At 30.5% G+C, this 20,039-nt stretch carries 18 protein-coding genes and 1 other annotated feature; of the genes, 7 read left to right on the top strand and 11 right to left on the bottom strand.

From position 1 onward, the window contains the following. Nucleotides 1-9: 9 nt before the first annotated feature. From ACZ5N4_RS01905 to ACZ5N4_RS01885, 5 genes are all read right to left on the bottom strand, one after another. Nucleotides 10-1,338, bottom strand: coding sequence for a glycosyltransferase family 4 protein (locus ACZ5N4_RS01905; RefSeq protein ID WP_464206669.1), 1,329 nt, complete (start codon nt 1,336-1,338; stop codon nt 10-12). A gap of 115 nt (nt 1,339-1,453) precedes the next feature. Further along, nucleotides 1,454-3,061, bottom strand: a complete 1,608-nt coding sequence (gene glgP / locus ACZ5N4_RS01900) for an alpha-glucan family phosphorylase (protein WP_464206667.1) — start codon at nt 3,059-3,061, stop codon at nt 1,454-1,456. Between the two features lie 435 nt (nt 3,062-3,496). Continuing rightward, nucleotides 3,497-4,906, bottom strand: coding sequence for a hypothetical protein (locus ACZ5N4_RS01895; protein WP_464206665.1), 1,410 nt, complete (start codon nt 4,904-4,906; stop codon nt 3,497-3,499). 146 nt (nt 4,907-5,052) lie between these two features. Further along, nucleotides 5,053-6,444, bottom strand: coding sequence for a sensor histidine kinase (locus tag ACZ5N4_RS01890; RefSeq protein ID WP_464206664.1), 1,392 nt, complete (start codon nt 6,442-6,444; stop codon nt 5,053-5,055). Nucleotides 6,445-6,448: 4 nt separating this feature from the next. Next, nucleotides 6,449-7,138: a response regulator transcription factor gene (locus ACZ5N4_RS01885; RefSeq protein WP_464206662.1), complete on the bottom strand. Its 690-nt coding sequence runs from the start codon at nt 7,136-7,138 to the stop codon at nt 6,449-6,451. Between the two features lie 317 nt (nt 7,139-7,455). Further along, nucleotides 7,456-7,508, top strand: a sequence feature (sodium ion sensor (DUF1646 type); this cis-regulatory element may regulate processes involved in with the transportation of sodium ions). A gap of 88 nt (nt 7,509-7,596) precedes the next feature. Between ACZ5N4_RS01885 and ACZ5N4_RS01880 the strand changes: the two genes are divergently transcribed. Continuing rightward, nucleotides 7,597-8,880, top strand: coding sequence for an ArsB/NhaD family transporter (locus ACZ5N4_RS01880; RefSeq protein ID WP_464206660.1), 1,284 nt, complete (start codon nt 7,597-7,599; stop codon nt 8,878-8,880). A gap of 115 nt (nt 8,881-8,995) precedes the next feature. On the opposite strand, the gene ACZ5N4_RS01875 is transcribed toward ACZ5N4_RS01880, so the two are convergent. Both ACZ5N4_RS01875 and ACZ5N4_RS01870 read right to left on the bottom strand, forming a co-directional pair. Continuing rightward, nucleotides 8,996-9,937, bottom strand: coding sequence for an SPFH domain-containing protein (locus ACZ5N4_RS01875; protein ID WP_464206659.1), 942 nt, complete (start codon nt 9,935-9,937; stop codon nt 8,996-8,998). Between the two features lie 11 nt (nt 9,938-9,948). Next, entirely contained in the window at nt 9,949-10,374 is a 426-nt protein-coding gene (locus tag ACZ5N4_RS01870) for an NfeD family protein (protein ID WP_464206658.1), read from the bottom strand. A 506-nt stretch (nt 10,375-10,880) separates the two neighbouring features. On the opposite strand from ACZ5N4_RS01870, the gene ACZ5N4_RS01865 reads away from it, so the two are divergent. Continuing rightward, on the top strand, nt 10,881-12,809 hold the full coding sequence (locus ACZ5N4_RS01865) for an NAD(+) synthase (RefSeq protein ID WP_464206656.1): 1,929 nt from the start codon (nt 10,881-10,883) through the stop codon (nt 12,807-12,809). Between the two features lie 119 nt (nt 12,810-12,928). Here ACZ5N4_RS01865 and ACZ5N4_RS01860 read toward each other — a convergent pair whose 3' ends face one another. Continuing rightward, a complete protein-coding gene (locus tag ACZ5N4_RS01860) occupies nt 12,929-14,038 on the bottom strand; it encodes an endospore germination permease (protein WP_464206654.1) in 1,110 nt (369 codons plus the stop codon). A gap of 102 nt (nt 14,039-14,140) precedes the next feature. Here ACZ5N4_RS01860 and ACZ5N4_RS01855 point away from each other — a divergent pair, with 102 nt between their 5' ends. Both ACZ5N4_RS01855 and ACZ5N4_RS01850 read left to right on the top strand, forming a co-directional pair. After that, nucleotides 14,141-15,547, top strand: coding sequence for a spore germination protein (locus ACZ5N4_RS01855; protein WP_464206652.1), 1,407 nt, complete (start codon nt 14,141-14,143; stop codon nt 15,545-15,547). Beyond that, complete coding sequence (locus ACZ5N4_RS01850) at nt 15,544-16,656, top strand: Ger(x)C family spore germination protein (protein WP_464206650.1); 1,113 nt, start codon at nt 15,544-15,546, stop codon at nt 16,654-16,656. Before ACZ5N4_RS01855 ends, ACZ5N4_RS01850 begins: the two co-directional genes overlap by 4 nt. 55 nt (nt 16,657-16,711) lie before the next feature. Here the strand turns inward: ACZ5N4_RS01850 and ACZ5N4_RS01845 are convergent, their stop codons facing one another. Both ACZ5N4_RS01845 and ACZ5N4_RS01840 read right to left on the bottom strand, forming a co-directional pair. Next, on the bottom strand, nt 16,712-17,134 hold the full coding sequence (locus ACZ5N4_RS01845) for a YaaR family protein (protein ID WP_464206648.1): 423 nt from the start codon (nt 17,132-17,134) through the stop codon (nt 16,712-16,714). Nucleotides 17,135-17,312: 178 nt separating this feature from the next. Then, the gene (locus tag ACZ5N4_RS01840; RefSeq protein WP_464206646.1) at nt 17,313-17,507 is read right to left on the bottom strand and encodes an alpha/beta-type small acid-soluble spore protein; all 195 of its coding nucleotides are present in this window, start codon (nt 17,505-17,507) and stop codon (nt 17,313-17,315) included. 195 nt (nt 17,508-17,702) lie between these two features. Here ACZ5N4_RS01840 and ACZ5N4_RS01835 point away from each other — a divergent pair, with 195 nt between their 5' ends. From ACZ5N4_RS01835 to ACZ5N4_RS01825, 3 genes are all read left to right on the top strand, one after another. Further along, nucleotides 17,703-17,867, top strand: a complete 165-nt coding sequence (locus ACZ5N4_RS01835) for a hypothetical protein (RefSeq protein ID WP_464206645.1) — start codon at nt 17,703-17,705, stop codon at nt 17,865-17,867. A 191-nt stretch (nt 17,868-18,058) separates the two neighbouring features. After that, nucleotides 18,059-18,595, top strand: coding sequence for a chromate transporter (locus ACZ5N4_RS01830; protein WP_464206643.1), 537 nt, complete (start codon nt 18,059-18,061; stop codon nt 18,593-18,595). Nucleotides 18,596-18,597: 2 nt separating this feature from the next. Next, a complete protein-coding gene (locus tag ACZ5N4_RS01825; protein ID WP_178907163.1) occupies nt 18,598-19,122 on the top strand; it encodes a chromate transporter in 525 nt (174 codons plus the stop codon). 36 nt (nt 19,123-19,158) lie between these two features. Here the strand turns inward: ACZ5N4_RS01825 and ACZ5N4_RS01820 are convergent, their stop codons facing one another. Beyond that, nucleotides 19,159-19,989: a ComEC/Rec2 family competence protein gene (locus ACZ5N4_RS01820; RefSeq protein ID WP_464206642.1), complete on the bottom strand. Its 831-nt coding sequence runs from the start codon at nt 19,987-19,989 to the stop codon at nt 19,159-19,161. Between the last annotated feature and the right edge of the window lie 50 nt (nt 19,990-20,039).

Raw genomic sequence — 20,039 nt, 5'->3', positions numbered from 1 at the left:
ATATATTCTTTATTTGTTGACCCTTTTCTTTTTACCTGATTCTTTCTCTATAAACTCAGGTTCTTTTATATTTAATTCCTCAATACCTAATCCCTTTTCCTTATCTCTATTTAGTTTTTCTTTTATTTCTAATTCATCTTTCCCTTTAATTTCCCATTCAGTTCTCTTTGATTCTTCTTTCACCATTTTATACATATCCATTGTAATTTCAGCAACTTTATCCCAGGTATATCTCTCATGCACTGAACTTAAAGCATTCTTCTTTAAAGAATTTGCCAAGTTTTCATCATATAAAATTTCACTAATATTGTCTACTAAACTATCTACACATCCATTTATAGCTTTTAATCCATTGACCTTATGCTCAACTATCTCTCCAAGTCCACCTGTATCAGAAACTATTACTGGACATCCTGCTGCCATTGCCTCAAGAGCAACAATTCCAAAAGGTTCATATAGTGAAGGAAATACAGCAGCATTTGCAACTCTGTACATTTTGTTTCTATCCTGGTCACTCATATAACCTGTGAATTGCACTTTTGATTCTAATCCCATCTGTCTTACTCTAGATTTTAGCTCTTCTGTCATTGGACCTGTACCAGCTATAATAATTTTTGTATTATTATAATTTTCAACTATTCTATGAGCTGCCTCTACAAGAAGATGAATTCCTTTTTCAAACACATGTCTTCCAACATAAAATACCACTTTTTCATCGTCTCTAGCATACTTCCTTCTAAAATTTAACCAATCGAATTCAAAGTTAAATGTCTCTAGACATACTCCATTAGGTATTACCCAAATTTTATCCCAAGGCACGGAAAAGACATCACTTATTTGCTGTCTCATATAATTACTACATGCAACAACTTTCCATGATTCGTAAGCTAAAAGCCATTCCGTAGAGGATATATATCTTTGCATATCCGTTCTTATTCCACCATTTCTACCATACTCTGTTGCATGAATAGTAGATACAGTAGGTATTTTAAAAGAACATTTTAATGTTTTAGCACTAAATGCTGAGAGCCAATCATGGGCATGTATCAGATCAAACTTTCCTTCTGTTGTTATAATTCTTATCGCTTCTTCTACCATAGAAAAGTTAAGTTGCATAACCCATTTTGCAAAATCATTAGTGTCTATTTTATATGGTGATACCCTGTGTACAAAAACTCCATTATTATTTTCCTCAATAGGAGCCGTACCTTCTTCACAGGTTATCACATGTATTTCGTGGCCCATCTTATTTAAGGATTGCGACAAATAAAAAACGTGATTTGATAATCCCCCTATGGTTTTGGGTGGGTACTCCCATGAAAGCATTAATATTTTCATTTTGTTTCTCTCCCCCTAATATTTATCTATAAGTCTAATGCATTTTATATAAAACATTTATTACATTATAATTATAAACTTACTTTAAATTTTTTTAACTAGACTATATTGAGATCTAATTATATAATCTGTCATAATACTCTTTTATCATTCTATCTGCCGAATATCTATCTACCATTCCATTTATACTTGCACTCATCATTTCTTGCCATCTTTTAGGATCATTATAGTAAGTTTTAACAACTTTATTTATGAGGACGTCATATAAGCTATCCGCATCATGTTTATCCTGAATATTTGCATCTTCTGAAACAAATCCTCCACCTATCTGCCATCCTGTTACTTCATCCCAGCAAGCTTCAGGCCACCACCCGTCTAAAGTACTTAAATTTAATACTCCATTAATAGCTGCCTTCATACCGGAAGTACCACAAGCTTCTTTAGTTACCCTTGGATTATTTAACCATACATCTACACCTTTTGTAAGAAGCATAGCTTTCTCCATATTATAGTTATCTAAAAATACAACGGATTGAGAGTATTGCTTCTGTATGCTTAAAATATGCTTAATTATTTCTTTGCCACTGAAGTCTAGTGGATGAGCTTTAGTAGATATTATTATTTGAACATCTCTATTTTTGAGAAGTGTACCTATCTTGCTTTCATCTGTAAATATAAGATTCCCTCTCTTATAAGGTGCTGCCCTTCTCGCAAAGCCAATTAGAAGCTTATCTTCATTCAATTTAATATCTGTCTCCTGGTAAATGAAATCTATAAGCTTTTGCTTATTCCTCCTATGATAGCCAGTTATATCTTCTTTTCTTTGGCACGCGCCAATTAAGTCCATATCTCCCCAAGTGGGAACATGTACTCCATTTGTTATACTTATTATTTCACTTCTTTTATCAATAGACTTCCACATATCATTAGCAATTCTACCATGTAGTGCAGATACCGCATTAGATTTTCTTGATAATCTAAGACCTGCTGCTGTCATATTAAAAGGCTCCCCACCTATTTCTTTAACTAGATATCTATCTAAACCATTAAAAGCTCCCATATATTCTAAAATATCTAGTCCATGAAATTCGTTACCTTCGAAAACTGGTGTATGGGTTGTAAACACGATCTCTTTTCTGGACTCATTCCATGCATCATAAGGGTTATATCCTCTGTCTCTCTTTTCTTTTATAAGCTCAAAGCCGGCAAATACTGCATGACCTTCATTGAAATGATATACATCAACATTTTTATTTAAAGCTCTAAGTGCCCTTATCCCTCCAATACCAAGAACCATCTCTTGAGCTATTCTTTCCTCCTCAAACCATCCATATAATTGACCCGTAATCCATCTATCGTTATTTTCTGGGAGGTCAGTGTCTAGCAAATATAATTCTGAGTTTCCAAAGCACTCTACTTTCCATACCTTACAAAAAACATCTCTACCTCTAATTTTCACGTTAACTTTGACACCAGTATCCTTTAAAAAATCATATTCATTATTGTAAAAAGAGTCGACTATTCTACCTTGGCTATCTATATGCTGTTCCACATATCCTTGTTTCCACTTTATACCTACTCCAATGACAGGAAGTTTATTATCTTTAGCTGACTTCAAAAAGTCACCTGCTAATATTCCAAGTCCTCCAGCATAAATTTTAAAACTTGAATTTAGACCAAATTCCATACTAAAATATGCAACATTAGGATTGCCATTCCCCATCTCTCAAACATCCCCTTCTATTTCCACAACTCGTTATTTTTTCCAATTAATTCTAGCTATATAAACTATTATAAATAATTTTTTTATAAAATCAACCTTTTTATGGATAATTTTAATCAAAATTTCTATTAAAACAAAAATATGCTTCATTTTATTTGCTTTACTTCATTTTTCTTTAAATTACTTCTATTTTTATTGATTTATATTTACAAAACATGACCTTTTTCCGTACTATTTATTGCTCTATAATGGAACAAAATGATGAATTTTATCCTGTAAACGTTGCATAACCTAAGCACTTGCTAACACTCATTTATATGGAACCTTCAATTATCGGAATATTAAATTATAATCTTTTTTATAGATATAACAAATAGACTGGATACGAAAACATATTCATATCCAGTCTATTTTATTATTTTAAATACACATCTACTATTTTTCAGATAACTGCTTTGTAGGAGATTGTGAACTAGTACTAAGGGAGGATACTTTATTCACTACTTTTCCCCATTCTTCTACATACTCTCCAGTTGCCCACTGTCCCATAACCACACTTTCATTATCTTTTAGTTTTATATCTGCCTTAATTTTACCTATATCCTTATTATTTATAGAGAATACTTTTATATTAGTATCTGTAACTACAACTAAAATGTCTCTATTAGGGGAAGCGTATGCATCTACTGCATCTGGCACTACCTTTTTTATCGAATTAAAGGGTATATATAAATCATCATATGTAGTTAAGATACTTGGTGTGGCATAAGCAATATCAAAGTCTCCATTTTCTGTCCTTCCTCTTAAAATCCATCTTCCACTACGCCTGATAACAGCCCAATTTTTCTCCATATAATTCATATCTGTTTGATTGAGATTCCCTTTATTTAATCTTTTTAGAAATAATTCTGCACTCTTTTTTAATGCTTCCCCTGCATCACTTCCAAAAGCTTTTGAAAATGCTATATTGTCTCCATTTAAATTATCTATAGCAACAACTTCTAATCCTGAATCTTTGTTATCTAAAGATATGTACTCATTTCCTACAAAAGTAATCTCGCTATTAACTAATGTTCTGCTTTTGTATTTAGAATTATTACTATTTAAGGATTTTCCCCAAAGAATATTTTTGTCCATACCTATTTCCCAAAACCCATTCTTTCTTGGCACTAAAAGATTTTTGACTTCCTTTATTTCTTCCAAGTTTTTGTATTTTGAACTTATCCATAGTGTTTTATAACTATATCCATTTTCTTCTTTGCACTTTATACCAAGAAGAAGCCCGCTCTTAGAAACTATATCTTTTTGAAATTTAGTCATAAGTACTTTGCTACTTTTGGGCTCATATGCACCTGGAAGCTTACTAACTTCAGTTCCCTGTCTAGTAAAAAACAAAAGCATACCATTACTATTTTTTATTATTTGATTATCATTTGTCTGTATATACTCATCAAAGAAAGTATTGCCAGAAGATATTGTAACTACCTTAACCTTTTTCTCTGATATACCAATATCAGCAGGTCTTACTTTAAAACTATCCCAAAAATAACTTTTTGTATCTACTATCTTAATTTTAAAATTAGGGTTCTTGCATGATTCATTATTAAAATATACCTCTTCCCCGCTGAAGATAGCTTCTTTATTCCAGAATTCTTTAGTATTACTCTCCGATGCTGCTGAACTATCTGTCAAAACACACCTAGTAACAACCCATCGCCCTTCTATAGGAAAACTTTTTATCGCTACTGGCAGTACCTGTGTGCTAAAAGACATATTAATATATTTATGAAATATAAATATTAAAGCAACTAACAAACTAACTGTTATTATAACAATTTTTTTCAAGGAAAATCACCTTTTCTTTTTATAGTTTATCTAAGTTCTTAATTTCTCTGAAATACATCTTTTAGACTGACTAAAAGATTTTAACAGACTGAATCTCGAAAAATATCCTAGGGTATAAATTAACTAACCGATTTATAACCCTATAATTAAAATTTATCTTCTATTGGCAGTATTATCTGTACTATAGTTCCTTTCCCCTCTTCGCTATTAATTGCAATTTGTCCATTATGCATACTAACTATTTCGCTGCAAATTGACAGCCCAATTCCGTTTCCTGATTTGCTGTTCTTTCCTTTAAAAAATTTTTCAGTTACCTTAGGTAAATCTTCTCGCCTTATTCCAACTCCTGAATCTTTTACAGTTATAAACAACGCACAGTTACTCTTTCTTAGGTTAAGACTTATACATCCACCTTCAGGAGTAAAATTGAAAGCATTATCAAGTATGTTTATAAGAACTTGCTTAATTCTATTCTCATCTATTAGCATTAATGGTAACTCTTCTGAATGAATATCAAAAGTAATCTTTTGTCTTTGAGCCCTAGGCATCATCTGTTTTTGTATATGTGATATAGTGTTTTTCATGTCGACAAAATCTTTCTGCATCACAATCTTACCTGATACAAATTTTGAGAAGTCTAAAAGCTCTTCAACTAATTTAGATAACCTATCACTTTCTTTTTCTATTATTTCCAATCCGTCCATTATTTCCTGCTTATCCTCTAAAGTTCCGGTACGAATAGTTGATGCCCAACCTTTTATGGATGTAAGAGGCGTTCTAAGTTCATGAGATATAGATGCTACAAATTCATTTTTTAGCTTATCATTTTTTACTATTTCATCAGCCATAAAGTTTAATGTATCGGACAGTTGCCCAATCTCATCGTTTCTTTTGTTAACTATTCTTTCATTAAATCTTCCTGATGCAATCTTTCTCGCCATATCTGTTAACCCATCTAAAGGCTTTACAATAGTATTAGATAAAAATACACCTACAACACTACTAATTATAATGACTGTTATGCCTATCAAAATTAAAATTAGTGTTATCTTTGTTATTACTTTATCTACTTCAGAAAGAGAAGTAACAAACCTAAGTACTCCCTCAATTTTATCTGATGACTTTAATGGATAAGATACACACATAATTTTTCCCTTTGTATTTACATCTTTTCCAGTATATGTACCCATTTCTCCCCTTAATGCATCTTCTATATCATCTCCCGGCACCTTTCCCGGAATAAAATTTCCTATAGAATCCATAAGCATTTCTCCAGAAGTATCAATAATCTGTACTTCAGCTGAGGTATTTTTCCAAAATATATCTGTGTTATCTTGTATATTCTTTTTCAAATTTGAAGATGATAGGTAGCTGTTGTAAAAATCTACAGAAACTTTAATTTGGTTTGATAACATATTTTCTATATTTTTATAGTAATATCCTCTTATTGCTGCCACAAGAAAGATCTCAAGTATAGCAACAGTTATAGCAACTATAAATATATAGCTCCCTATTAATCTACCCTTTATTCCTTTCAATGTATCAATCCTTTCTCCATCTATACCCTACACCCCAAACTGTTTCTATATACTTAGGTTCTGAGGAGTTATCTTCTATTTTTTCTCTCAATCTTCTTATATTTACATCTACTATTTTTGTGTCTCCTAAATAGCTGTACCCCCAGACCAAATCTAATAACTCATCACGACTTAAAGCCTTATTTTCGTTTTCTATAAATATCTTAATAAGTGAATACTCCTTTGGAGTCAAATCTAGCTCTTTACCTCCTTTATAAGCTTTCATTGCAGTTTCATCTATGTTAAAGTCACCAGACGTTAGTACCTTAACTGAGGTATCTATACTATTTCCTATACGTCTTAAAAGCGCATTTACTCTGGCAATTAACTCTTGTGGATTGAAAGGTTTTATCATATAATCATCTGCTCCAAACTCTAAACCCATTATCTTGTCCATATCTTGACTTCGAGCCGTAAGCATTATAATACCCATATTCGAGAATTCCTTTCTTAAAATCTCACAAACTTTAAATCCATCCATTCCAGGCAGCATTATATCTAATATTGTTATAATAGGTTTCTCTCGCCTTGCTTTTTCTATAGCGATCTCTCCACTCTCTGCTTCTATTACAATAAAATTATTTCTTTTAAAATTTATCTTTAAAAAGCCTCTTATAGAGCTTTCGTCCTCTACTAATAGAACTTTTCTTTCCATAAAATCCTCCTAATGTTTAATATGATTGTGTTGTAATTATATCATACTTATCTTTTGAAAATTATCAATATCATATAACTGTAACTTATTTGTAACTAATTTTAATACTTTTGTTACCAAAGAAATACATAAAAATATTAAAATTATAATTGTCGAGAGAAGTTATCCACTATTTTCAAAACTTAATAAAACTACAACATAGGACATTGATTATTTTATAATGATCAATGTCCTATGTTGTATATTTAACTACATAAGATATAGTTGATTATCTTTAAATATTATGTTACTATTAAATCAACTTAATATTTAAGTACGGTTGATCGAATTATATTCGTTTTCAAGCATCTGACTTCTGGGGTGGGAAGTCCATTTTATGGACTTTTCCACCTTTTTTTGGCTTGTATAAATATTTTTAAGATAAAACTCAAATAATAATTTAATTAGGAGGATTTAATATGGATAATAACTCACTTAAAATTATTTTAGCCTGCTCTATATTTCTTATAGCTTATGTATTTATTATATTTGAGAAACTTGATAGAACATTGATTGCTTTTATTGGAGCTTCTCTGATGATACTTACAGGGATAATAAGTCAAGAGCATGCCTTTGCTCATATTGATTATAATACTATTGGACTTTTAATTGGTATGATGATTATAGTTATGGTTGTTAAAAGAACCGGACTATTTGAATATATGGCAATTAGAGCTGTAAAAATAGCAAAAGGTGATCCAAAAATATTACTTATATTCTTATCTATAGTAACAGGTATGCTTTCAGCCATACTTGATAATGTCACAACTATATTGTTGATAATCCCAATAACATTTGACATAGCAAAAGATTTGCGTATATCTCCTGTTCCTTTTATAATAACTGAAATTTTTGCATCTAACGTAGGCGGAACAGCAACCATGATAGGGGATCCACCAAATATTATGATAGGAAGTTCAGTAGGTTTAAAATTTATTGATTTCATAAAAGTTGATGCTCCTATTGCTATACCGCTATTATTTTTAACAACTTTCATTTTTGCTTTAATATATAAACCTATGTTAACTACAACAGAAGAATCAAAAGAAAAAGTTTTGAGAATGGATGAAAAATCAGCAATAAAAGATAAGAACCTTCTTGTTAAAAGCATAGTAGTACTTGCATTAACCTTTACTGGTTTTATACTTCACGGGGTGCTTCATTATGAATCTGCAACCATAGCGATTACAGGTGCAGTTGTCCTTCTATCTATATCAAAATTAAATCCTGAAAAAATACTACATGAAGTTGAATGGAGCACTATCATTTTCTTTAGCGGGCTGTTTATGCTTGTAGGTGGTCTTCAAGAAGCAGGTGCAATAAAACTTTTAGCTCAATGGGTATTGAATATAACTCATGGAAATTTACTTCTGACAACTATGGCAATATTATGGGTTTCAGCCATTGCATCAGCCTTCGTTGATAACATTCCTTTCGTTGCAACAATGATACCAATGATTAAAGATATGGGGGAGCTCTCTGGAATTAATCTTACACCTTTATGGTGGGCACTTTCTCTTGGTGCATGTTTTGGAGGAAATGGTACAATAATCGGATCTAGCGCAAATGTTCTTGCAATTAGTATGGCAGGAGAAAGAGGACATAAAATTACTTTTAAGAAGTATTTTAAAGTTGCTTTTCCAATGACTATTTTAACAGTAGCTATAGCTACACTCTATCTATATGTAATTTTCTTTTTATAGATGCATAAATAGGTAGAGCCTCTATATTATACAAAGGCTCTACCTATTTAAAATTATTTACTATTTAAATATATCCAGTCATGTAAGTTAACTTACCGCTGTGAAACCCTATATTCTATTTAGTACCTTTAAGCATTTCAGCTACAGCCGCAATACTTCCTAAAGAAGATAGTGTTTCATTTGGAAGTATAAGCTTATTTGCAGGGTTTTTAGACATTTCTTGAAGAGCTTCTACCTGTTTAAGAGCAATAACTGTTTCATTAGTGCCTGATTCTATTATTGACTTATTTACCATATTAATAGCTTTTGCTTGTGCTTCTGCAACCGCTTCAATTGCTCTAGCTTTACCTTCTGCTTCAAGTAATTGAGATTCTCTTAGACCTTCTGCACGTCTAATATTTGCTTCTTTCTCTGCTTCTGCTTGTAATATTTTTGATTGCTTCTCACCTTCTGCTCTCGCTATAGCACTTTGTCTAGCACCTTCTGCTTCAAGAATTACAGCTCTCTTATCTCTTTCTGCTTTCATCTGCTTTTCCATAGCCTGTTGAATTTCTCCTGGTGGTATTATGTTTTTAATTTCAACAGATAGAATTTTAATTCCATAAGCATCTGTAATATCATCAACAACTTTTAAAAGCTCAGAATTTATCATATCTCTTCCTGATAAAACTTCATCAAGTGCCATATTTCCTACTATGTTTCTCATGTTTGTTATAGTTGAATAAATTATACCTGATTTGTAACTTTCTATATTATAAATTGCATCTTTAGGATTCATTACTTTATAAAATATAACATTGTCTACTGATATTTTTACATTATCCTTTGTAATAACATTTTGAGGTTCAATATCAAGTATTTGCTGTTTTGTTGAAACCTTCTGTCTAACAAAATCTGCAAATGGAATTACTAAATGCCAACCTGGTTCTAATATCCTGTGAAATTGACCAAATCTTTCAACTACATATACATATCCAGTGTTAACAATTTTAATAGAAGATATAATAGTAATAATTATGAAAAGCAGAATAATTAAAAATAAAATTTTTCCAAACATTTTTCATCCTCCTAAATCTTTCTAATAATTATCTTATTTCCTTCAACGCCTATAATTTTTGCCTTGTCTCCCTTTTTAACCATCTCACCTTCATTTTTAGCAGCCCAATATACCCCATCTATTTTTACAGACCCATTACTTACTATGTCTTCATCCACAACAATTTCTTTTCCTAAATAGGTCTGTTCCCTAGTTGGTGTTGGCTTTACAGACATCTTAATACTCTTTTTAGCCATTGGATATCCAACTGCCATTAATATAGCACTTATGGCTACAAATATGATAGACTGAACTGCAAAAGAAAAACCTAGTATTTGTGCTATAATTGCTGCAATAGCTCCAATTGTAAACCAAACAAATATAAAAGCACTAGTTATAATATCTACGAGCAGAGCTATAGCACCAATAACTACCCACAAAATAATAGTACTTGTCATAGCAACTCCCCCTTCCTTATTACATAATCTTTATAATATATATGCCTTATCTTATATAACTTATGTTTTTATAATACAGTATATTATAAATTAAATAAAGTTTTGTTTAATGCCAAAATGTGATATTAAATACTGTTTTATTATATAAATCGCAGTTCTGGACAAGCTCTCTTACATTCTCTTGAAATATTTACAATTTGCATATAATTGTATCTTAAACATCTTCCAAAAAATAAGAAGTCAAAGATGCGACTTTGAAGATGCCTTATATATTACTTCCTATAATATGTCAAACTTCTGTTTTAAGTGAATTAATATAATTTGACAATTTATCTTTTGTAATTGATAATTATATTGAAATAAGCTGACAATATTATTTAAGTAAGGCATCTGAAATAAAATAACAAGTCAAATATACTAGCATACTGACTAGTTATCTTTTCGAAAATGCCTAATAAAAAAATGCTAGTTATATAGCATACAGCATTTAATAAGGGGATGATATAATGCCAATAGCTGACTTTATAAGGGTGGCAGCTGCCTGTCCAATAACAAATGTAGCTGATATAGAGTTTAATTTAGAAAATATTAAAAAATGCATAGATACAGCCGTAGAACAAAATTCTAAACTTGTAGTTTTTCCTGAACTGTGCATAACATCCTATACCTGTGGCGATCTATTTGAACAAAAACTATTACTTACTAAAGCCATAGAGGGCTTACATCATTTATGTAACTATTCTAAGGAGAAAGACATACTTATAGCAGTGGGCGCACCTCTTACATATAATTATTGCTTATATAATTGTGCATATATAATTTTTGAAGGAGAAATTCTTGGAATAGTACCTAAGAGCTTTATACCAAATTATACAGAGTTTTATGAGAAAAGATGGTTTACGGAAGGAGTAGGTCTTATTGATAAAGAGATAGATTTATTCTTTCAAAAAAATATTCCCTTTGGAACTAATTTAATTTTTACTTGTGGAGATTTTAGATTTGGTTTTGAAGTCTGCGAGGATTTATGGACTGTCATTCCTCCTAGCAGTTATCTTACTTTAATGGGTGCTAACATTATAGGTAACTTATCCGCATCAAATGAGGTAGTAAGCAAATCAGAGTATAGAAAAGAGCTAGTTAAATCTCAAAGTGGAAGATGTATAAGTTCATACATTTATGCTTCCAGTGGAGTTTTTGAATCTTCCACAGACTTAGTCTTTAGTGGAGATTTACTCATAGGTGAAAATGGAGCCCTTTCAAGCTATAATAATAGATTTCAAAGAGAAAATCAAGTTATAACATCTATTATAGACATCAATAAATTAAATAGTGAGAGACTTAAGAATGTAAGTTTTAGAGACAGTATCAAATTGCTGCCTTTTAAACCTTTAAATATAGAATTTGAGTTTGAAAATATTGATTATGGCATATTCGATAGATATATTGATAAGCATCCATTTGTGCCTTCAAATGAAGCTGAAAGAGAACTACGCTGCAAGGAAATATTTAATATACAAACCTCAGCTTTAGCAAAACGAATTATACATACAGGACTTAAAAATGCAGTAATTGGTATATCTGGCGGGCTGGACTCTACATTAGCTCTTCTAGTTATAGTAAAGACCTTCAAAATGCTAGATATTCCAATGGAAAACATAATAACAGTAACTATGCCTGGCTTTGGAACCACAGATAGAACATATAACAATGCTATTAACCTGTGTAAAAATCTTGGCACAGAACTTAGAGAGATAAATATAGTTCCTGCTTGCCTTCAGCATTTTAATGATATAAACCACCCTGCTCAGAAACATGATGTTACATATGAGAATGTTCAGGCAAGAGAAAGAACTCAAATACTTATGGATATAGCTAATAAAGAAGGTGGTCTTTTAATCGGAACTGGCGACCTATCCGAGTTAGCACTAGGCTGGTGTACCTATAATGGTGATCACATGTCTATGTATGGGGTAAACGCTTCTATTCCTAAAACGCTAGTTAGGTATTTAGTTAAATACGTGGCTCAAAAGGAAGTACAGGAAGAAGTTTCAACTATACTAATGGATATACTTGATACTCCTGTAAGTCCCGAGCTTTTACCTAAAGATAGCGAAGGAAATATAGCTCAAAAGACAGAGGATATTGTTGGTCCCTATGAATTACATGATTTCTTCTTATATAACTTTATAAGGCATGGTTCTACTCCTGAAAGAATATTATTCTTAGCTAAACATGCCTTTAAAGTAGATTATGACGAAGCAATTATAAAAAAATGGCTAGATACGTTTATAAGAAGATTTTTTACTCAACAATTTAAGCGTTCAGCAATGCCCGATGGACCAAAGGTTGGTACAGTTAGTCTTTCTCCTAGAGGCGATTGGAGAATGCCATCAGATGCAAGCTATAGTCTTTGGAAAAATAGTTTTTATAGATAGAAAAGGTAGAAAGTCAACTTCTAGGATAAATTTTATATAGTTATAGCTAAAGTAATAACCTCAACGCAATAGTATTGAGGTTATTACTTTATAACAATTTTTATAACTTTAGTCCTAGGTTAATTTTGTGTTTGCTTAGTTTTTCTTTTAGATGCCTTAACTCTAAAACTATATATTATAAAAATAATAGTAGGCATAATGAAAAAATTTATAAGAGCCATAAAATCATAAAAGTTTAAAAACTTAAATAATCCTATCAAGCTATTAGCAATACATAAAATACCTATATATATAAGCGCTGATATTGTATAAGGTAAAAATCTTATATTGCATATCTTTTCTACTTTCAATTCCTTTAAAATAAGCAGTATACAAAAAAAAGTTGCTACATACTTTGCAAACCAGCCTGATATAACCTGAAATATTACATAAAATTCTCCGCTAGCAATAAAACCAAAATAAGATATTAATTGTGTTTGTATAAGCTTAGGGAAAATTATAACATTTGCCCTTTCAATAGAAAAAGTGGTTAAAATTCCATTTGTTGAGACAATTATCATCTGCACAACAAAGATAAGGGTGAAAATCGCACATCTACGTATTCTTTCTTTCTCTTTGATTTGAGCTATATATGGTAAGGCAATTGATGCAGATGCATAGAGCCCTAAAGCCTTTGCTGTTCCTATAAAAAAATCTAAACTTATACCTTTTTCAAAGACAGGAAATAATCTTCTGTATTCTTTAAAATGATAAGTGAGCATATACAGGTTTATTCCATTTATTATAGAAATAATTATACTAACCATTATTACTATAATTACAGAGTTTTTTCCTTTTAAGACTGTATATAATCCTGGAAGAACAATAAAAAGTGCAATATACCAATTAGGACTTTCAACAAATAAATTATAATGTATAACGCTAGTTTCAAGTGAAGCACTTCCCAACAAAGATAGAAACAATGTGATTAAAAATAAAATTAAAAATACCGTTCCCAATAATTTTCCTAAAGCATAGGTATATATTTTATATAAGCTAAAACAGTTATTTTTTACACATATCTTCATTATGTAGTTAAAGTAAAGTATTATAATTATCCCCGCAATTATAACAGAAATCCAACTTTCTTTTTTAGCATACCTCATAAATACTTGTGGATCGGTTTTAAGGGCTGGTATTGTTGTAGCACATATTATAAAAAATAAATGTTTAAAGTTTAACTTATCCATTACCATTCTCCGTTCTTTATTGTAAATATTGCTACAAAAATATTATTTACTAAACAATGAATGTTATCCTAAAAAAAACAAATAATAAAAATGGTGATGTTTATGAATGAATACTTACAATATATATATTTAAAGCTAAAATCCAGCTCAGACTTTAAGCATAGGGAATTAAAGTGTAACCTTGGCACTATTAACTTATTCTTTATAGATAATCTTTGTGATTCCAAATTCATAAGTGAATATATTATTGCCCCATTTATTATAAATGATAATATAAAGGCAAATATAGAGGACGTAAAAAATAATGTTCTTTATAGTAATTCTATAGGAGATATTAGAACAAAAGAAGATGCAGTCATTCATATTTTATCTGGTGACGTAGTTATAGTTTTTGATTTTATGACTTCCGTAATATACTGTGAAGCTAAGGGATTTAGTAAAAGAAGCATAGATACACCAATAACAGAAGAAGTACTAAAGGGACCTAGAGAAGGTTTTAACGAAGTCATAGTAGATAATATTTCACTGATAAGAAGAAAAATTAAAAATGGAGACCTAACTGTTGAACTTCAACTTTTAGGTAAGAAATCTAACACTACTGTAGCCTTAATATACCTTAGAGGCTCTACTCCTGATGCCTTAGTAGATTATATAAAGAAAAAATTATCAAGTGCTAACTTGGACTTTTTATTAGATATAAACTATATACAAGAGCAATTGCAATGCAAACATACATTTTTTGAAACTGTAGGATACACAGAAAAACCTGATATAGCTTCATCGAAAATACTAGAAGGGAAAGCTGTAGTCTTAGTTGATGGAACTCCTTTTGCATTAATTGCACCATATTTTTTTATAGAAAACTTTCAAACCGCTGATGATTATTATTTAAATAAATATTACTCAAATTTTACAAGAGTATTAAGAATATTTGCCTTTATGATATCCTTGTTTTTACCTGGTATATACATAGCATTAGCTACACATCATTTTTCGCTAGTTCCTTTAGAGTTTATATTCAGACTTGCTGCATCTAGAGCTGATGTTCCTCTTCCTCTTGCAGTTGAAGTAGTGATAATGACTTTTTTCTTCATACTTTTAAGAGAAGCTGGTATAAGGTTACCTCAACCGATAGGGCAGGCAATGAGTATAGTTGGAGCATTAATATTAGGTGATGCAGCAGTTGGTGCTGGTTTAGCTTCACAAAGCACAGTAATAATTGTTGCACTATCAGCTATAACCTCCTTTTTAACTCCTAATCTCAACACCGCAACGATATTATGGGTATTTATCGTTATAGTTTTATCTTCATTACTTGGACTTATGGGATTTTTTATGGCAATTTTTATATTCTGTGCACATGTCGGCTCACTAAATAGCTGCGGTTATCCTTATTTTATGCCTTTTACTACATCAGAACAATTTGATTATAGAGATTTAGTTGCAAGAGATAATCTTGAAGTTATTTCTAAAGATATATTACAAACAGATGAGGATGAAAGAAAATGAAAAAAATTCTTTTATATTTTCTTATTTTAAGTACATTTCTTTTTAACGGTTGTTTTAACTATACAGATATAGATAAAGTAATATTTACAACTTCTGTAATAGTTGATGTAGATGAAGAAGGTATGCCAGTAGTATATGAAGAAGCTTTTAAGCCATCAAGAGGTGGAAAGGCTTCCTCAGGAAAAGGCTCGAGGGTATTATTCCAAGGTACTGGAAAGACTCTCTTTGAAACATTTAGAAATCTGAATTTATCTTCAAGCTATAAGCTTAACTATACTCAATGTAGAGGTATTATATTTACAGAAAAAGCCGCTGAAAAGGGATTAGACCGCTTCATAGATGTGTTTGATAGAGGTCAGCAATTCGTCATAAGATCTGATATTGTAATTTATAAAGGAGATCCAGTAGCATTGATTAATGCTAAGCTTAAGGAACAAGACTATATAGGCTTATTTATACACGATCTTATTTATAATACTCCTTCATCATCTCGAGGAACCATACTAAGTTTAAATGATTTTTTAAATAAAAATTACTCCTCAAATAATACTTGTGTTGTACCAATGATAGAATTGAAAAAGAATCAGTTGGAGGATAAGGTTACAATAAGTGATGGTGCTATAATAAAAGATTATAAAATGGTAGGAATACTTCGAGAAGCTGAAACTGAAAGCTATAACTTTCTAATCGATAATATAAAAGGAGGCACTATGGAGGTGTCTAACCCCAATTGCCCTAATAACTTTATAACCTTAGAAATTTTGAGAAATAAAACAGATACAAAGGTATACTATGATGGTAAGACAGTTACTTTAAGAAAAATAATAAATACAAGAGCAATTATAACTGAAGCTCAAAAGAGTTTAAAATTTGATCAAGATACAATTGATGATATTCAAAAGAATGCAGAATCAAATATAAGAAAGTTTTCTTTACAGCTATTTGATGAATATAAAAAGAAAGGTCTGGACATATTTGATGTGGCCGATAGCTTTCATAGAGCATATCCTCATGAAAAGTTTGAAGGTAACATAATGTATAAAACTGAACTAATAGTTGAACCACACGTATTTGTAGAAGGCTCTACAGATATAACTAGCTTTAAATAGAAAGTGGTAACCTACTTTTGTTACCACTTTTTAAAATTATTAGGAATCTCTACGTTTATTTATAAATATCAACTAAAAGACCTGATATATCATCAATAGTTGCTGCTACACCTAAATTTTCTTTTTGATCACTGACAAGCATTTGTGTAAGCTCTTCAAGCTTTTGATCAATTGTTTCTACTGTTATGAAATATTGTGTTTGCCAAAAGCTTATATCCTTTTTTACTTTGTACATGTAATTTAATACAGATTCAAGATAATCTTTTATCATTTTTTTATAGGACTTAACATCTGAATAACATTTAGTTATCGCAAGCCTGTTTCCTTTTTTCTTTATATTATCAAACATTTCCTTAAGTTGTTGTTCTGACCTTTTTTCCATTTGTGAGTTAAAGCTTTGAGAAAAATCTTTTTTAACAGTTATGGATTTCTTCTCAGCAGGAACACTGGTTGTTCTTCCTACTCTTGATATTTCCATGTTTTTACCTCCATGTTTTTATACTAATATGTATATCGATAGATATCCTAATTATATAAATATTATATCTAATATTTATATAAATTTCATAAATATTTTTTTATTAGGGAAACTAACTAGAAAAAATGAGGATGACTCATTTTTAACTTTGAGTCATCCTCACCGTAATTAATTTATATTATAGTCCTTTTTCATAAGCCTCTACCATTTTCTTAACCATTTGTCCTCCAACGGAGCCATTTTCTCTTGAAGTAAGGTCACCATTATATCCTGGCTTTAAATCTACTCCAACTTCTCTTGCAGCTTCCATTTTGAATCTATTTAATCCCTCTCTAGCTTCTGGTATTAATACTCTATTTCCTCTACGTGCCATAGTAATTTCCTCCTCATTAAATTAAGTTTTTAGTATAAAGTTAAGCTTTAACTTTATACTAAAAGTTTGTACAGTTTTTAAATTTATACTCTATTTAATTGCATGTAAAAATGTAAGTGTTTATTTTTATATCCTTAAAATTACTCTTATACTTTTTCTTTAACCTGCACATCCTAAAAACTGAGGTGAATATTTATGGAAAAAAATTATAACACAAATAACCAAAATTCTGCTACTGAACAAAATGTCTCTCAATCAGGCTCTCCTATAAGTGGAATGTCTGCTGAAGAGCTCTACAGGCAGAAAGAAGAATATGATGCTAAATTTACACTTTACAAAGGATCTATATCCAACAGATAAATATGAAAATAGTCTTGGTGATCATAAATAATTGTTAAACTCATTTAGTTTTTACCTTCGGATAAAGAAGACTGATTATTTTCAGCCTTCTTTACTTTTTATAAACTTTAATATAAAGTGGTATTAAATGGATTACTTTAAAATTATTTTAAATCCTTAGCAATATTCTAATACACATTGGAGTGAGTTTCATGAAAAAATACTTTATAATATTCTGGAGCTTTTTTAAAATAGGCGCATTTACTTTTGGTGGTGGTTATGCAATGATTCCCTTAATAGAAACAGAAGTTGTTAAAAACAAAAAATGGGTTAATAAAAATGAATTTTTAGATATATTAACAATATCACAATCCTTTCCTGGCGCTCTTGCTGTTAATACCTCTATATTCATAGGTTATAAAATTAATGGTATACTCGGAGCGATCCTTGCGCTTCTTGGGACTATTCTTCCATCTTTCTTAATTATACTTTTTATAGCTGCTTTTTTTATGCAATTTAGGAACTACTATTACGTAAATTTAATATTTAAAGGCATAGGAGCTGCCGTGCCAATGTTAGTATTAATCGCCGTAGTTAGTCTTTCCAAATCACTAAAAAAAGACTATATAAATTTATTTATAATAATAGCTACAGTTATTTGCATTAATATTTTTAAAATCCATCCAGTAATAACTATAATTATAGCTGGTATATATGGTTACCTATTTTTAAGAAAGAGAGTTGAATAAATATGCACATAATACTTCAAATATTTTGGACATTTTTAAAAATAGGAGCCTTTAGCTTTGGCGGCGGATATGCAATGTTGCCTTTAATTGAAAGAGAAATTGTTTCAAATCATCATTGGATCAATTATAAAGATTTTATAGATATAATAGGTATTTCTCAGATGACTCCTGGGCCTATTGCCATAAATTCTGCTACCTTTGTAGGGTATAAAGTTTATGGTTTTTATGGAAGTGTTGCTGGAACTATAGGTGTTGTCACCTTCTCTTTTCTCCTTGTTTCTATAGCAACCCATTATATAATGAAATTTAAAGAATCCAAAGCAATGAAAGCTGTGCTTCTTGGAATGCGCCCTGCTCTTATAGGTCTTATAATATCTGCTTTTTTATCTCTAGCCAAGGAATCTTATCATGATGTAAAAAGTGTTTTTATAGGAATTTTTATTATGGCTTTACTATTATCCAAAAAGCTTCATCCAATCCTAATAATAGCTATTTCAGGCATTGCAGGTATATTAGTTTATAAATAAAATATAAAAGAAGTTGCTGTATTCATCAGCATACTTCTAATTTTTATTTATCCTTATATTAATTCCATTTTTATCGCATCTTATAAAATCATTTTTAACTACTATATTTCCGTGCAAGTCACTTCTTAAGACCAGAGCTTCCTTGTTATGTATTCTTTTTATTATCTTATCATCTGGTGTTCCTATACCATCACAAGTCACAATAGCAACCTTGGGTTTTACAACGCTTATGAAGTTTTCTGTACTGCTAGTGTCTAATGAATGATGTGGTACCTTTAGAATATCACACTTTTCAATAGTACCCTTTTTTAACATATCTTCTTCCTCATTTTTTTCACAATCAGCAGCAAATAAATATTTTATTCCATCTATTTCTCCCTTTATTACTACTGAATTATTATTTTCTATCATGTCATCCTCTTTCAAAGGCCCTACTGCTTCTAGCTCCACCTTCCCTTTTTTTAGTTTCCAACCCTCACCTATATTTTTTACTTTTGCTCCACTTTGGGCTAAGTCTTTATATAGATCAATTTTTATTTCATTATAATGATTAGGTATTAGCACATCTTTTACTTTTTTACTTTGAACTAATCTTAAGAGTCCACCATAATGGTCATCATGATAGTGAGTAAGTATGATCGTGTCTACTTTATCTATAGAATTCGATTCTAGGTATTTTAAAATCCTATCAAAATAGTATGCTGCTCCTGTATCTATTATATAATTTTTATTCCACGCTTTAATTAAAATACAATCACTCTGCCCTACATCTAAAAAGTGAACTTCATATTTATCCTGCTTAGCATAACCAGTGCCGCTAATTAGGACTATAATTGTTAGAATAAATGTAACTATTCTTTTTTTCATTTAATCACCCTCGTGAAGAATATTTTATTATATAGTTTTTTATATTTATA

The organism is Clostridium nitrophenolicum, assembly GCF_055391695.1.
This window is presented reverse-complemented; position numbering and strand designations above follow the sequence as displayed.